Below are 14,404 nucleotides of genomic sequence, written 5' to 3' on the forward strand. Positions count from 1 at the left end.
CCTGGCGGCGTTGCATGATGACGGGCGCGGCATGCGCTTGTGCGATGCCATAGCGTTACTGGCCGTGCGCCTGTGTAGCCACATGGCCGGGACGCACCGCACTCACGGCCCGCTTGGCACACTGCGCGGCGCCGCCTGCGCGGTCCTGAAGGAGGCTGCCGTCATGACGATGCCCGTACGCGCCCGCTGGCGCGCATTGCCCCGCGCGCTGCGTTGGCCGTTAGTGGTCGTGATCGCGCTGTATGCCGGCTACCTGCTGCTGGGCAACCTGCTGCTCAACACGCCGCTTGGGCCGGCAGGGCTCAATCGCAAACCGGACAGCTTCGCCATGCACTGGGGCCCTGGCCTGACCTGGTGGCCGGGACGCGTGATGTTGTGGGATGTCCATCTACAAGGCCGCTCCACCGGCAACCGCTGGAGCGTCAGTGCGCAGCGCATGAGCGGGCAGATCCAAATGCTGCCTTTGCTGCATCGGCAATTGCTGGTGCCGGAACTGCATGTGCACGGTGTGCGTGCCGGCCTGCAGTCGGCCACGTCCACGCCGGATGCCGTGGGTGCACCTCCCGTTGCTGCCGTGGTGCAGACGCAGCCGGCAGCAACGACGCTGGATGCATCATCGGATGCAGCCGAGTCCAATGCGCCCGAAGAAACCGCAGCGAATGCCGCGCGCGCGGCGGCCACGCCTGCGACAGCAACAGCAGAGACATCGGCAGCCACAGCCGCAGCCGCAGAGCGTGCCAAGCCGACAGCAACATCTCCATCAGATCAGGCACGCAATCGGCCAGCCGCCAACGCTCCTGCAAACCCACACCCTGCCGCACCTGCCTGGACACTGCAGTTCGACCGCATCGATGCCGCGCAGGTCCACACGCTGTCGCTGCGTCAGCTGCGGATCGAGGGCGACGGCCGACTGCAGCTCGGGCTGTTCAAGCAGTTGCGCGGCGGGCCGATGGAGCTGTTCCCGTCGCGTGCGGTGTTCGACAACGCGCGCGTGCACTGGGGCAAGAGCGAACTGCTGCGCAACGGGCAGCTACGCCTGGAAGCGAGCATTGCGCGACACGCGCCCGCTCAAGCACGCGGCCTGGCCTTGCTACAGCTGACCGACGCGCTGGTGGCGGTGCACGGCGACACTGCGGCGCTGGATGTCACCCGCACCGCGCAGGGCCGCCACACGGTGGTCGCGCGGCCAGGCAAGGGGCGCGCGGATGGCGAGTTGCGCTGGACACGCGGTGCGTTGCAAGCGGGTAGCCAGTTGCACTGGCGTGCGCCTTTGCACGACAGCACGCGCACACCTGCTGCGTTGTTGGGCGAACTGGCGGCGCAGTTGCAGGTGGACGATGCCATGCGCCTGACCGTCAGCATGCCCGAGCCTGCCGATGCGGGACTGACCCTGGATGCCGACCTGCGCGTGGAGGGCCGTCAGTTGCCGCTGCACTCCATACGCGACCTGCTGCCGCGCACCTCCGGGCACGCACGGCTGCATTGGCAACTTGCATCGCTCAGCTGGATTCCCGCGCTGTTTCCGGATGTGGATTGGCTCACGCTGGAGGGCGATGGTCTGGTCGACGCAGACTTGCGCATCGCCCGCGGGCAGCTTGGTGCAGGCAGCCGGCTACAGGTGCCGCATGTGCGCGCACATGTCGGCGTGATGGGGCATGCGATCGATGGGCAGGCCAGCGCGGATCTGCGCGTGGATGCCGATGCCAACAGTCAGTTGTTGCCCGCGCTCGCACTGCAGATGCAGCAGTTCTCGATCGCGCATGGCGACGCACCCACCCGCCCGTTCGTACAAGGCCACGATCTGCGTCTGGATCTGCAAACACGCGCCGACGCACGCAATTTGGCTACCTTGCGCGATGCCACGCGTGCGCATCTGACCTTTGCCAATGCGCGCGTGCCGGATCTGCGTGCGTATAACCGTTATCTGCCGCAACAGCAGCTACGCTTCGATGGCGGCAACGGTGTGCTCAGCGGCGATTTGCAGATCGAGCCTGGCGGACGTATCGGTAAAGGCGGTTTGCGTCTGGGTGCACGCGCAGCGCGCCTGCAGTTTGCCGGGCTCGCCTTGCGTGGCGACGTGGATGCCGATCTGCGCCTGCAACGTGGCGATCTGCGTGCCGAAAACTTTCGCCTGGATGCGAGTACGGTGCAGCTGCGCAATGTCGGCTTCACCGGTCCGGACGGACGCCGCCGCGATGGCTGGTGGGCGCGCATCGTGCTGGACGATACGCGCATGCAGTGGCGGCAGCCGATCGGCGTGGATGGACGCGTGCGCATCCAGATGCACGACCTGGCGTTCTTGATGGCGCTGTACGCGCGCGACCGCTCCATTCCCGACTGGATGCTGCGCTTGGTGGATGCAGGGCAGGCGCAGGTGACCGGCCGTGTGCGATGGCAGGGCAACACCGTCATCGTCGATCGACTGCAGGCACGCAACGATCGTTTCCAGGTCGATGCGCGCTTGCGCCTGCAAGGCACCCAGCGCAGCGGCAGCCTGCTGGCGCGTTGGGGCGTACTGAGTGCGGCCATCGGCCTGCATAACGACACCCCCGACTGGCATCTGCGCCGCGCACCGGAGTGGTATCAGGCACAGCCGGATCTCATACGTTGACCGCCTTCCGTGCCCGTGCGGCCGAAACGCAACTGGGCCAGTTCTGTACCGTCTAGTGTTGTTTTGCAGTGCAGCGTGCAAGTCGGATTCGGGGCGCGCACTATGATCCTGCATCCCGACGTGGGGGAGGGAGCAAAGCCCGCTGGCAGTTCGCTGCAAGCGGGCTTTTTTATTGCCTGGGGTTTGGCGTGTCAAGCATGCGTAACGCGCAAAAGCCCTGGATTTAAGGCAATTGCAGCATCCATAGCGCGTTGCCGCCGGTGATGAACAGCCGCTTGTGCGCCTGATCGAAACTGCAGTTGGACGCGGTGTGCGGGGTGGGCACCAGCCCCAGCAGCTGTCCCTGCGGATCGAAGATGCACACGCCGGCGCCGGAGCTGCTCCATATCCAGCCCTGCTGGTCCACGCAAAAGCCGTCGGCCAGCCCCTGTGGCACCACGGCAAAGCGGCGTGGATCGTGCAGCGCACCATCGCGCCAGTCGAAGGCGGTGATCTCCGGCGCGCCCGGGCCGGTTTCCGGGGTCTGGGACACGTAGAGCACCCGTTCGTCGGGCGAAAAGGCCAACCCGTTGGGGTGATCCAACCTGGCCATGCATTGCAACGCGTCTCCGTCGGGCGGCAGCCGGTAGACGCCGTGATGACCCAGTTCCTGCGGACCCGGGCAGCCCTGGCTGGGCTTGAGCAGGCCGAACGGTGGGTCGGTGAACCAGATCGCCCCATCGCGCGCCACGATCAGATCGTTCGGCGAATTCAGCCGTTTCCCCTCGAAGCGCCCGACCAGCAAATGCGCCTGTCCTGCCGCATCGCTGCGGGTGATTGCGCGGCGGCCATGCTCGCAATGCACCAGCCGCTGTTGCGCATCTACTGCATTGCCGTTGGTGAAGGCGGTAGCGTCCAGTAGCACGTCCACCGCGCCGTCCTCGCGCCACCCGAGCACGCGGCGGCCCACCAGATCGCTCCACACCAGCGTGCGCTGCGCCTCCCACCACACCGGGCCCTCGCTCCAGGTCGCCTGGTCGTACAGCGTGTGCAGGTGCGCGTTGCCCAGCCGTGCGGCCAGGGCGGGATGTTGCGCGCTTGGCGGTGCGCATTCGGTTGGCTGTGGTGGGCCGGCCGGTCGTACGCGGCAATGGCTGTCCATCAACGCGACGCCTCGTGGCCGAAGGGGTGCGCCACCGACGCGCAGGGCGATTGCGCAAACTGCACCAGCATCTGAAAACACGGCGCATCGCCGAGCTGGCCGGACCGGTGACCACGCGCATCGGTGGTGCCCTGGTCCTGGCCGAAGTGGATATCGCCAGGACCCATTTCCACCCGCGTGCCGTCGCCGGTTTCGATGAACCAGCGGCCGCGCAGCGGAATCACCCACTGCGGATGCGGGCTCTCGTGCCAGTCGCCGACCCAACCCACCGGCAACACCGCAAACTGGATGCCGAGTACTTCACCGGGAAACGGCCGCAGCCACTGCGGCGCGGCGCCACCCCCAACGCTCTTGCTGCCGAAACCCGGCAATTGCGAACGTGTGAGCCGACTGGCGCCCTCCGGCCCGGTCCACAGGTGCAAGAACGGCAGGCTGGGCGGCACTGCCAGATCGGTGCCGTCGTTGTTCAACGGAATCTGGGAGGGAAGCAGCGCGGCGGGCAATAAGGTGCGGGACATGGCGGGGCCTCGTGCGAAAACCGCAGTCCAGCATGGCTGTCGTCAGGGCTTCGTCAGCGGGATGTTCACTGCTTGGAAATCGCACGGCCGCCGCAAGAGCGCCCAGCACGTTGCCGGTCTATTCGCCTGCTTGCGATGCAGTGAAAGTCCGCTGACGCGCTGCAGCCTGCAGCCCGCGCGCTGACCGTATTAACGCTTGGTCCGGCGCTTGCCCGAGCATGTCGGGTTCATCGCCAACATCAATGTGCTGCGTTCAAGGTTGAATCTAGGCTACGCCCGCGCTGGGACCTGTGTATCCGGTGCTCAGGCACTTCGCAGCCCTGGCGCGGCTTGATCGACAGCATGAAGCGCAGCGCTCTCGCGACGTTTGGCGTGCGTTGCGCATTGCATCGGTGAGTGCCGCAGCATGCCGGCGCTGGGTGATGGAGCGCGTTTACATGCCACTGTCGCGGCGCGATGCCAGAATCGGTGCATGTCGCCGCCCATCTCCTCTGCTTTTCCTGCGCTTACCGCTCTGATCGAGCGGGCTGTGGCACGTGTCCGTCAGGCCGTCCCCGCCGAGCAACCCTGGCCCGGGGGCGATCTTGCGCCTGCGCTTGAACAGGTTGCGCTGGCTAGCGACTTCGCGCTGGACACCCTGGCGCGTCAGCCCGCATTGCTGCAGCACCTGGCGCAGGCCGACCCTCCGCCGCTGCCGGTGCCAACGCTGGACCCGGCGCAGCCCCACGCCTGGGCGGCGCAGTTGCGGCGCTACCGCGCGGCCGAATCCACCCGCCTGGTGTGGCGCGACGTGGTGGGGCTGGACAGCGTGGAGGCCACGCTTGCCGGCGCAACCCGATTGGCGGAAGCCTGCCTGCAATGCGCGCTGCAGGCGCTGGAGCAGCAGTTCGACAGCCGCCACGGGCAGGTGATGGCCGACGATGGCAGCGTGCAGCGGCTGGTGGTGTTCGGGTTGGGCAAACTCGGCGGCGGCGAGCTGAATTTTTCCTCGGATGTGGACCTGGTCTACGCCTACCCACAGGGCGGGCAGTCCGACGGCGCACGTCCGTTGGCGGCCGAGGAATACTTCGCGCGATTGGGCCAGCAACTGGCCAAGTTGCTCGACGAAACCACCGCCGACGGATTCAGTCACCGCGTGGATCTGCGCCTGCGCCCGTTCGGCACCGCCGGCCGCGTGGCATTGTCGTTCACCGGCATGGACCAGTATTTCCAGCGCGAAGGCCGCGATTGGGAGCGCTATGCCTGGCTCAAGGCGCGCGCGGTGGCAGGCGACATCGCCGCCGGCGAAGCCTGGCTGGAAACACTGCGCCCGTTCGTCTATCGGCGCTATCTGGATTTCACCGCACTGGACGGCCTGCGCGAAATGAAGGCCGCCATCACCGCCGAAGTGGCGCGGCACGACCGGCTGGACGACATCAAGCGCGGGCCCGGCGGTATTCGCGAGATCGAATTTCTTGCGCAATCGCTGCAGCTGATCCGCGCCGGACGCGAGCCCGCGCTGCGCGAGCGGCGCCTGTTGCCCGCCTTGCAGGCGCTGGTTGCCGCCGGCCAGATCGAAGCGGACAACGGTGCGGCCTTGACCGAGGCGTACCGTTTTTTGCGGCGTCTGGAAAACCGCCTGCAGATGCTGCGCGATGCGCAGACCCATGCCTTGCCGCAGGCGCCGCTGGAGCGCGAGCGGATTGCGCTTGGCTTGGGTTACGCGGATTGGTCGGCACTGCTGGATGCGCTAGCCCCGCACCGCACGCGTGTTGCGGCCGAATTCGCCGAGCTCCTGGCGCCACGCGTACGTGCCACCGCACCGGATGCGCTGGCCGATTATTGGCGTGCATTGCCCGAGGGCGATGCAGCGCCGTTGCTGGGCATCGGCTTGCAAGACCCGGGCAACGCGCACCAGGTGTTGAGCGATTTTGCGCAGTCCTCCGGCGTGCGTGCACTGTCCGACACCGCGCGTGCGCGGCTCGATCGGGTCATGCCGGCGCTGCTGCACGCAGCCACCCGCGCCAGCCAGCCCGATGCGGCGGTGCGGCGCATGCTGGGCTTGTTGCAGGCGACCTTGCGCCGCACCAGCTATCTGGCGCTGCTGGACGAACAGCCCAGCGCGCTCGCACGCCTGGTCGATGTGCTGTCGCGCAGTGCGCTGCTGGCCGAGCGTCTGGCCGCGTACCCGCTGCTGCTGGACGAGTTGCTCGACACCCGCATCAGCGGGCCATTGCCGGATCGTTCGGCGTTGCATGCGGCGTGCGCCGACACGCTGCAGATCGACGATACCGAAGCAGCCCTGCGCGAACTCAACGAGCGCCGGCTGGCACTGAGCTTCCGCATCGCGCTGGCCACGCTCGATGGCCGGCAACTTGCGGTGGACAGCACCCGACAACTGGCGTGGCTTGCCGAGGCGGTGGTGCAGACCGTCCTGCAGTTGGCGCGGGTCGAACTGATCGCCGCGCATGGGCAGGTGCCCGGCGGCACGTTCGCCATCGTCGGCTACGGCAGCCTGGGCGGGCTGGAACTGGGATTTGGCTCGGATCTGGATCTGGTGTTTCTCTACGATCATCCGCGCGCGGTGGAAAGCTCCGACGGCAAGCGGCCGCTGGAAGCCGGGCGCTGGTTCGCACGGTTTGCGCAGAAGGTGATGGCATTGCTCGCTGCCGAAACCGGCGCCGGCCGTTTGTACGACATCGATGTGCGGCTGCGTCCGGACGGCGGCAAGGGCGCGTTGGTGTCGTCGCTGGCCAGCTACCGCGAGTACCAGCGCGAACGCGCGTGGACCTGGGAACATCAGGCGTTGGTGCGCGCACGTGCGGTCGCGGGCGACGCCGCACTCTGCGAGGCCTTTGCAAAGGTACGCTGCGAGACGTTGGCGCGCGTGCGCGACACTGCGCTGCTGCATGAAGACGTGCGCAAGATGCGCGCACGCATGCGCGCCGAACTCGATCGCAGCGATGCCGGCCGGCTGGATCTCAAGCAGGGCGCTGGTGGACTGGTCGATCTGGAGTTTCTACTGCAGGCCGGTGTACTGGGGCAGGCGGCGCAGCATCCGCCGTTGCTGCAGGTCTGCGACACGCCCGCATTGATCGATGCGCTGGTGCAGGCACAGTGGCTGCCCGGCACGGCCGCACAAGCGCTGCACGATGCACATGCCACGCTGGTGGATGCCGGATTGGCCTGCACGCTGGACCGGCGCCCGCGCCTGATCACGCCGACCGCCGCCATCCAGGAGGCCACCGGCAGCATCTTTGCGATTGCGCAGGCACAAGGCCTGGCATTCCCGCGCGGCAGGGACGCACCGCGTGCGTGAGGCATTGCGCGCTGCCGTGCGGGTGATGCGTAGTACTGCCAGCGGGTTGCCGCTGGCGCAGGAGCTCACACACGCGCGCGGTCCTGCAGGACATTAAGCGCAAAACATGCAGCGAGCAGCCGTCGTGTAGTTGCGAACAGCGCACTCGGAGCCGGAGTGTAAGAGGGGCACATGCCGCACCCGGCACCGGCCGCGTCCTCCTGGCGGTAGGCACAGTCGTTTTGTTAGCTGTTCCAAGGCTGTCGCCGTCGGTCGTGTGGGCAGATCCGGCAGGGCCAGCGGCAATCCACTGCGCCATCTACGGCGTAGTGGATTGCCCGCGTGATCGGCTGCTGCCTCAGCGCAGCGGCGGTGCCGTGGTCGCAGGCTCCGCCCGTGCGATGGTCGCGGTGAAGCTGGCCGAGCGTGTCAGCGCCTGCGCGTTGGACACGATCCGCCCCAGCCGCACCAGATCGCGCGAGGGCGTGTAGCCGCGATAGAACACCGCCAGGTTGCCCCAGGGCACGTAATACATCAGGTCGCCTACTTGCGCCGGGCCGGCCGGGCCAACCGCGCTCAGGTCGAGTTTGGTCGGCAGGTAGCTGATCTTCTCGCTCGCATGGAAGTCTTCGAAAGCCACGGTCATCGGTAGCCGCGCCAGCAGGTCGCGCGTGGCTGAGTGATCGACCAGCTCCGCTTCGACGACTTCGTTGCCGATGGTGAGGGTGATGCGCATCGTGCGCTCCGGTATGTGTGGGGTGGCCGCCGTCGGTGGCGTTGCAGCCGAGCAGGCGGTGACCAGGAAGGCGCACCCCAGTACCAGGGCACGCAGGCAGGCGCTGGAGCGAAGGATCGGCATCGGCGCGGTCCTGGCGGTTTACTGCAGGTGCTTGTGGAAGAACGCGGTGAGCGTGTCGAACGGAATCAGCTCCACGCGATCGTACAAGTCCACGTGTCCTGCATTCGGCACGATCACCAATTGCTTGGGCTGGCCGGCCAGACGGTACGCCTCTTCGCTGAACTCGCGCGAATGCGCCTTCTCGCCTGTAATGAACAGCATCGGCCGCGGCGAGATGGTCTCGATGTCGTTGAACGGGTAGAAGTTCATGAACTTGACGTTGCTGGTCAGCGTCGGCCGGGTGGTGTGCTCGGGCGACTGACCCTTGGGCGTGTACTGTCCGCGCGGGGTCCGGTAGAAATCGTAGAACTCGCGTTCGATGGGGTTGGACTCCGGCGTCAGTGCCAGCACCGTACCGCCGGTGTATTCCACGGGACCGCCGCCGAATTCGGCCGAACGTTGCTTGGCGGCCGCGGCGATGATCTGTTTGCGCTGCGCCAGGCTGAGCCCGTGACGCAGGCCGTTGCGGTTGGCCGCGCCCATGTCGTACATGCTCACCGTGGCGATCGCGCGCATGCGTGGGTCGATCTTGGCCGCGCTGATCACGAAGCTGCCGCTGCCGCAGATACCCAGCGCACCGATCTGCTCGCGATCGACAAACGTCTGCGTTTCCAGGAAATCCACCGCCGCACTGAAGTCTTCGGCATAGATGTCCGGCGACACCGCATTGCGCGGCTGCCCCTCGCTTTCGCCCCAGAACGACAGGTCCAGCGACAGCGTCACAAAGCCTTGCTCGGCAAGTTTGGTGGCGTAGAGATTGGCGCTTTGTTCCTTGACCGCGCCCATGGGATGCCCGACCACAATGGCCGGGTGCCGCTTGCCGGTGTCCAGGCCCTTGGGGACGAACAGGTTGCCGGCGACGGTCATCTGGTATTGATTCTTGAACGTGACCTTTTGCATGGTCACCGTCTCGCTGGTGTAGAAATTATCGGCACCGTGGGACATGTCTGCTCCTAACGTAGTGAATGAAACGAGGAAGAGCACCAGAAGGAGGATGCGCAGTTGCATGGTGTGGCTCTCATGAAGGTGCATGCCGCCGGCAGCTGCGTGTCGCCGCGGTTGCGTTTGGCGGTGGATGAAGAGATGACGTCTGCGGCCAATGGGCAACGCCGTGCGGCCATTGGCATGGCTGCAGCGCTGCCTTTGCGATATCGCCGATGACCGCATTGCATCACCGTGGGCGATCGGCGCCGCAATGGGTGGGGCGCCACGCCACCGGTGTGGTGACTACGCTTTTTGCTGGCCTACCGGCTGCAGCCGCTGGGCGTCGCTACCGCTTCGGTGCGTCTTGCGGTGGCCTAATGTAGGTCACGCGGTGCGCCGGAGCATTACCGCTACGTGCATGCCTTCATGTGGCCGTTTCATGAGTGCTGTGATGTGCGCACGGTGACGACGCGGGTCGCCTCGGCCGCCGTGTAATCAGCCTGTGCTGATGCATGCGCAGACTACGCGTCTTTGGTGGCGGTTAATCGTCTACAGCGCAGACGCGCGTGCGCAAGCTGCGCTGCGCAACGTGATTCAGCGGGCCGCCCTGGGCGCGCTGCGCCAGAGCAACGCGCGGAACGGTCCGAGCAAGAACACGCCCATGCCCAGTTTCACCGCCAGATCGCCGGCGGCCCAACTCACCCATGGCAGCGCTGCACCGGCAAAGGCGATGCTCCAGAAGAGTGCGGTATCCAGCGTGGCGCTGCAGGTGGTGGCCACGATGGGCGCGCGCCACCAGCTGCCGCTGCGCAGCCGGTCGAACACGGTGATATCCAGCAACTGCGCCGCGATGAAGGCCGTGCACGAGGCCGCCGCAATGCGGGGGGTCGCCAGCCAGAGTGACAACACCACCGCCAGTGCGAACCCGCACCAGGCCACCGTGCGCGCCGCACGCGGGCCAAAACGGCGATTGATCAGATTGCTGACCAAAAACGCCAATGGGTACGAGAAGGCGCCCCAGGTAAGCCAGTCGTTGATCGGGTACTGCACCAGGATGTTGGAAAGCAGCACCACCGCGCCCATTGCCAACACCGCCCAGCTCAGGGCACGGGCGGTGAGTGGGGCAAACGGCGACGGCGAGGTACTGGACATGGCGGTGCGGCAGCGGCAGGGCAATGCGGATTATCCGCGCGTTGACGCATGCCGGCCAGTGCGCGGAGCCGCGCGTGGGAGCTCCGGCGTGTCTAGGAGGTTGGAAACGGATTGGTGATGAGAGGGTGGCCGCCAGCGCGCTGGAATGGCGCGTCATGGGTCGCGTGCGTTTTTACGACGGCGATGCCTTATCGATCCACCGTGCCGTCACGCTGTCGTTTGAGCGCGTGCGGCGCGCCATCAGTGTCAGTAACGCCCGCATGCACACGCATCGAACCATCGCCCATCCGTGCACGTACCGTTGCCATGTGTGGCGCGATTGGCGCGCTGGCAACTGCGTACGTGCCAGGCATCGTGCGCCATGGGCTGCCACTGCGCGCGCCGTGCGCATCGGTGACGATCAATACCCTCGCGCACGCAGTTCGGCAGGCGCTGGAAGATGCGGCTGCGCGCCGCGCCTTATCCGTAGACGTGAGGTGTCGGTAACGCGCCGTCCTGGCCGACGCCAGCGTCTGCAGGCAGCTTGCTGGCATCACCAAGTCGTGCTGCTGTTCTGTGCGGCGGATTCTGCGGTCGGCACGAACGCCAGCGCCTGGCCTTGTGGCGACTGCACTGTCCAGCCGGCCCCGGCCGGGCTCGGTTGAAAGGTCACCGTCTCGCCAACACGGAAGCCCGCAGCCGGGTCGTCTTCGCGCGCCGGCCAGCGCAGCAGGGCGGTGTTGTCGGCCTTTTCTGGATCCTGCAACTGCACTTCGCAGCCGCCATCAGTGGTTTTCTCCACCGACTTGACCCGCATCGGCGGCAACGGTCCGGCGGAGGCCTTGTGCGATGCGTCGCCGAGTGCTTCCGACCCTGCCATCGCACTATGGCCCAGCGCCAGCGACACGAAGTACGGCGCGGAGATCACCAGGATCGCCGACATCGCAGAGGCATCGCCGCGGGTGATGGTGGTCAAGCCGGCGTTGGCCGGCATCGGCTGACCGTACGAGATGCCCAGCAACAGCCCGAGTAAGGCGGATCGAAGAGGGAGGTTCATGGAGACGCTCCGTGTGAGGCGACGCGATGTGGAATGGACTGGTCCTGCTGCAGCACCTGTCTTTGCTGCAGGAAATCGAACACCGACTCGACCGTGATCACCGAATAATTGCCGGAGATGCGTTCGCTGGCAGGATGGTCGGTCACCGCTGCATTGGCGAAAAAAAAACGTGCGCCAATGCGCTTGCTCAGATCAAGATGCAAGCGGGAGGGTTGATAACCGTTGTGTTTGAGCCAGGCTTGCGCGCTGCGTCGATCGCTCACCGGCCCAGGTGTCGCATCTGCAGCCTTGGTTGCTGCCAATGCCGCCGCCAGCACTTCGAGCACCCACTGGTTGGAGTTCTGGTAATCGGTGGAGAACGGGTAGGCAATCATGCTGTAGCGCGGCTCGTGCAGCGCATGCGCCAGCGTGGCCGGATCCTGCAGCAGGGCGCGTAGCTGCCGCTGCAGTGCCGGTGTCAGCACGCCGACGCGCAGATCTGCAGTGAGGGCACTTTCGCCGATGAAGTTGCTCAGACCTTCGTGATACAGCGCGGAGTTGTCCGACTTGCAGTGATTGAGCAGGTGCTTCACCCGCCATGTACCGTCGTCCTCGCGCAGTGCGAAGGCCAGATGGCTGTGCTTCAACCCATAGCGGCTCAGATCCTGGCCGCCGCGTGCCAGCAGCACCACCTGCGCACCGTCCACGGCGTCCAGCGTCTGCTGGGTGGATTTGGCCATGTCGAACATCGCCGCCAGCGTGGCGGGGGTTGGATAGTGTGGGGTGCAGACCGGCGCGGCCATAACCGGCAGCGCGCACGTCGAGGCGACGAGCAGCAACGCTGTTGCAATCCAGTTCTGCCGTTTGCGTTCAAATTGCATGGGGGTCGATCGTCCTTGTGCTCCACCCGCGGCATCCCACAGTGACACCATCATACGTGCAGACGCTGGCGCACCAGTGCGGCGATGCGCTGGGTTTCGCGCACGGGTGGAAGGTGCGACGGCGTTACCAAGACATCCGCTGCATCGCCTAAACGGCCATGCGACTGCAGTGCCCGCACATACGTGGCAACCCGGCCTTGCGCCCGTTCGGCAAATGCCGCCGCCACCGGTACCCGCGTAGCGCAGGCTTCGGAGAGCAGGTTGACCGAGTCGGCACTGGCCATGATCGCATCGGCCCAGCCAAGCAGACCGGCGTAGGGATTGGGGCCGTCGCGGTCGTCGCACCACAGCAGATGCGGCAGACCATTGCAGGCCGCACGCAGCGGGGCGAGCGCCGCCGGCGGCGTGCGTCGCGACACGGTGACCAGCAGGCTGCCGCCGAGCGTGCGCAGTTGCTCGCGCAGCGGCGTGCACAGTGCGGTCAGCTCCTGCGTTGTCCATGGCACCTGCGCGGTGGGTCCGCCAACCAGCAGCGCCATACGCGGGCCGGGCAGGCGGCCCAGCGCAGGGAACGCGCCGCGCCCGTCCGCCAGCCAGGCATCGTCCACCGGGTGCAGGCTGCCGAGCAGGGTGAGCACGTTGGCGCCACGCAACGCGTCGTGCTCGGGCACGATCAGCAGGTCCCAGTGGCGGGCATTCAGGCGTGGGTCCAGGATCTGGACGCTGCGGCTGCCGCGGGCACGCAGCAGTCGGGTGGCCAGTGCTGCCTGTCGGCCACACCCGATAGCCAGGGCCGGGGGCTGCTGCAATTGCCGGGCAAACGCAGCACCAAAGGCCGCGTGTGTGCCGGGCAGCAGGCGCGGCGCTGTCCAGCACCAGGGCGGCTGCGCATGCAGGTGGATTGGCTGGAAGGCCTCGGATTGCAGTGCCCGCGCCAGCGCCTCGGCCTGGCGCGCATTGCCGGCGCGGCCGTCGCTCAGCGCCCAGGTCACCGCCATCGTTTCAGATCCGACATAGATTTGTTTCAGATTGAACGCGTGTGGCGGCAATCGCGCCACTCTACACTGCGGGTCTTCACACTGGTGCCGACGCCGCAGCCTACCGTCGCGCCATCCCTTCTCTGGAGTGCTCATGTCCGACTCGCTCAACGCCGCCGCACTGGATCAGCTGTTCCGTACCGCCCGCACGCAAAACGCGTTTGCCGACACGCCGGTCAGCCAGGACGTGCTGCGCGAGCTCTATGAGCTGGTCAAGTGGGGCCCCACCGCCGCCAACAGCTCGCCGGCGCGCTTTGTGTTCGTGACCAGCGCCGAGGGCAAGGCCAAGCTCAAGCCGGCGCTGTCCGAAGGCAACGCCGCCAAGACCCTGGCTGCACCGGTCACGGTGATCGTGGCGCACGACGAAGACTTCCACGAAAAGCTGCCGTACCTGTTCCCGCATGCCGATGCCAAGAGCTGGTTCGACGGCCCGCGCGAAGGCCGCACCGAATCGGCGTTCCGCAACGGCTCGCTGCAGGGCGCCTATCTGATCCTGGCTGCGCGCGCGCTGGGTCTGGACGCCGGCCCCATGTCCGGCTTCGACAACGCCAAGGTGGACGCGGCGTTTTTTGCCGGCACGCCGATCAAGTCCAACTTCCTGATCAATCTTGGCTACGGCGACCCGGCCGGGGTGTTCCCGCGCTCGCCGCGCCTGAGCTTCGATGAAGCTGCGCGCTTTGAGTGACGGTCGGTAGTGAGCAGCGCCGCGGGCGATTCATCGAAGTTGATATCGGAGCAGCAGCGTGTCTGCCCGGCGCGCATGGCGCGTGGTCACGGGCGCCGCCAGTGCCGCTCACTAGGTGTTTTGCTGTAGTGCTGTCTGTCGTCGATCACGCCATTGCGCTCCCCATAAGTGAGCGCGGCGGATGCCCGTAAGCGGTGGATGTCACCTGTCCACTGCGTGTTCTGAGCCCGCCGTCCTTCGCCGTCTGAGCACTGCGGTGCAAGAT

At 66.6% G+C, this 14,404-nt stretch carries 10 protein-coding genes, 1 other RNA gene and 2 pseudogenes; 4 read left to right on the forward strand and 9 right to left on the reverse strand.

Annotated elements, in window-relative coordinates; genetic code table 11:
* Positions 1–163 precede the first annotated feature (163 nt).
* Positions 164–545: pseudogene (locus BJD12_RS25365) on the forward strand (hypothetical protein); the annotation flags it as partial.
* Positions 546–820: 275 nt separating this feature from the next.
* Positions 821–2,611, forward strand: a pseudogene (locus tag BJD12_RS15360) (hypothetical protein); the annotation flags it as partial.
* A gap of 223 nt (positions 2,612–2,834) precedes the next feature.
* Here BJD12_RS15360 and BJD12_RS15365 read toward each other — a convergent pair.
* Both BJD12_RS15365 and BJD12_RS15370 read right to left on the reverse strand, forming a co-directional pair.
* A complete protein-coding gene (locus tag BJD12_RS15365) occupies positions 2,835–3,752 on the reverse strand; it encodes an SMP-30/gluconolactonase/LRE family protein (protein WP_005995312.1) in 918 nt (305 codons plus the stop codon).
* On the reverse strand, positions 3,752–4,270 hold the full coding sequence (locus BJD12_RS15370; RefSeq protein WP_005995314.1) for a cupin domain-containing protein: 519 nt from the start codon (positions 4,268–4,270) through the stop codon (positions 3,752–3,754). The genes BJD12_RS15365 and BJD12_RS15370 overlap by 1 nt, the downstream gene beginning before the upstream one ends.
* 472 nt (positions 4,271–4,742) lie before the next feature.
* Here BJD12_RS15370 and glnE point away from each other — a divergent pair, with 472 nt between their 5' ends.
* Positions 4,743–7,568: a bifunctional [glutamate--ammonia ligase]-adenylyl-L-tyrosine phosphorylase/[glutamate--ammonia-ligase] adenylyltransferase gene (gene glnE, locus BJD12_RS15375; RefSeq protein ID WP_005995316.1), complete on the forward strand. Its 2,826-nt coding sequence runs from the start codon at positions 4,743–4,745 to the stop codon at positions 7,566–7,568.
* 97 nt (positions 7,569–7,665) lie between these two features.
* Here the strand turns inward: glnE and BJD12_RS15380 are convergent.
* The 7 genes from BJD12_RS15380 to BJD12_RS15415 all read right to left on the reverse strand — a co-directional run bounded on the left by BJD12_RS15380 (position 7,666) and on the right by BJD12_RS15415 (position 13,415).
* Positions 7,666–7,741: non-coding RNA, sX9 sRNA (locus tag BJD12_RS15380), on the reverse strand.
* Between the two features lie 164 nt (positions 7,742–7,905).
* The gene (locus BJD12_RS15385) at positions 7,906–8,406 is read right to left on the reverse strand and encodes a cyclophilin-like fold protein (RefSeq protein ID WP_005995319.1); all 501 of its coding nucleotides are present in this window, start codon (positions 8,404–8,406) and stop codon (positions 7,906–7,908) included.
* 18 nt (positions 8,407–8,424) lie between these two features.
* Entirely contained in the window at positions 8,425–9,453 is a 1,029-nt protein-coding gene (locus BJD12_RS15390; protein WP_039426692.1) for an alpha/beta hydrolase, read from the reverse strand.
* A 510-nt stretch (positions 9,454–9,963) separates the two neighbouring features.
* Positions 9,964–10,521: a VUT family protein gene (locus BJD12_RS15395; RefSeq protein WP_005995323.1), complete on the reverse strand. Its 558-nt coding sequence runs from the start codon at positions 10,519–10,521 to the stop codon at positions 9,964–9,966.
* 532 nt (positions 10,522–11,053) lie between these two features.
* The gene (locus BJD12_RS15405; RefSeq protein ID WP_005995325.1) at positions 11,054–11,557 is read right to left on the reverse strand and encodes a hypothetical protein; all 504 of its coding nucleotides are present in this window, start codon (positions 11,555–11,557) and stop codon (positions 11,054–11,056) included.
* Positions 11,554–12,417 carry a DUF2145 domain-containing protein gene (locus BJD12_RS15410; protein ID WP_005995326.1) on the reverse strand — a complete coding sequence of 288 codons (864 nt, stop codon included), beginning with the start codon at positions 12,415–12,417 and terminating at the stop codon, positions 11,554–11,556. The genes BJD12_RS15405 and BJD12_RS15410 overlap by 4 nt, the downstream gene beginning before the upstream one ends.
* Positions 12,418–12,467: 50 nt before the next feature.
* On the reverse strand, positions 12,468–13,415 hold the full coding sequence (locus tag BJD12_RS15415; protein WP_005995328.1) for a mitochondrial fission ELM1 family protein: 948 nt from the start codon (positions 13,413–13,415) through the stop codon (positions 12,468–12,470).
* A 133-nt stretch (positions 13,416–13,548) separates the two neighbouring features.
* On the opposite strand from BJD12_RS15415, the gene BJD12_RS15420 reads away from it, so the two are divergent.
* Complete coding sequence (locus BJD12_RS15420; protein ID WP_005995330.1) at positions 13,549–14,139, forward strand: malonic semialdehyde reductase; 591 nt, start codon at positions 13,549–13,551, stop codon at positions 14,137–14,139.
* The last annotated feature ends 265 nt before the right edge of the window (positions 14,140–14,404 follow it).

It is taken from the genome of Xanthomonas vesicatoria ATCC 35937 (genome assembly GCF_001908725.1).
In the GTDB taxonomy this organism is placed as follows: Bacteria; Pseudomonadota; Gammaproteobacteria; order Xanthomonadales; family Xanthomonadaceae; genus Xanthomonas; species Xanthomonas vesicatoria.

Excerpts from the sequence above, each read along its gene's own strand:
- BJD12_RS15365 (WP_005995312.1), bottom strand. The coding sequence starts at position 3,752 with ATGGACAGCCATTGCCGCGTACGACCGGCCGGCCCACCACAGCCAACC.
- BJD12_RS15370 (WP_005995314.1), bottom strand. The coding sequence starts at position 4,270 with ATGTCCCGCACCTTATTGCCCGCCGCGCTGCTTCCCTCCCAGATTCCG.
- glnE (WP_005995316.1), top strand. The coding sequence starts at position 4,743 with ATGTCGCCGCCCATCTCCTCTGCTTTTCCTGCGCTTACCGCTCTGATC.
- BJD12_RS15385 (WP_005995319.1), bottom strand. The coding sequence starts at position 8,406 with ATGCCGATCCTTCGCTCCAGCGCCTGCCTGCGTGCCCTGGTACTGGGG.
- BJD12_RS15390 (WP_039426692.1), bottom strand. The coding sequence starts at position 9,453 with ATGCAACTGCGCATCCTCCTTCTGGTGCTCTTCCTCGTTTCATTCACT.
- BJD12_RS15395 (WP_005995323.1), bottom strand. The coding sequence starts at position 10,521 with ATGTCCAGTACCTCGCCGTCGCCGTTTGCCCCACTCACCGCCCGTGCC.
- BJD12_RS15405 (WP_005995325.1), bottom strand. The coding sequence starts at position 11,557 with ATGAACCTCCCTCTTCGATCCGCCTTACTCGGGCTGTTGCTGGGCATC.
- BJD12_RS15410 (WP_005995326.1), bottom strand. The coding sequence starts at position 12,417 with ATGCAATTTGAACGCAAACGGCAGAACTGGATTGCAACAGCGTTGCTG.
- BJD12_RS15415 (WP_005995328.1), bottom strand. The coding sequence starts at position 13,415 with ATGGCGGTGACCTGGGCGCTGAGCGACGGCCGCGCCGGCAATGCGCGC.
- BJD12_RS15420 (WP_005995330.1), top strand. The coding sequence starts at position 13,549 with ATGTCCGACTCGCTCAACGCCGCCGCACTGGATCAGCTGTTCCGTACC.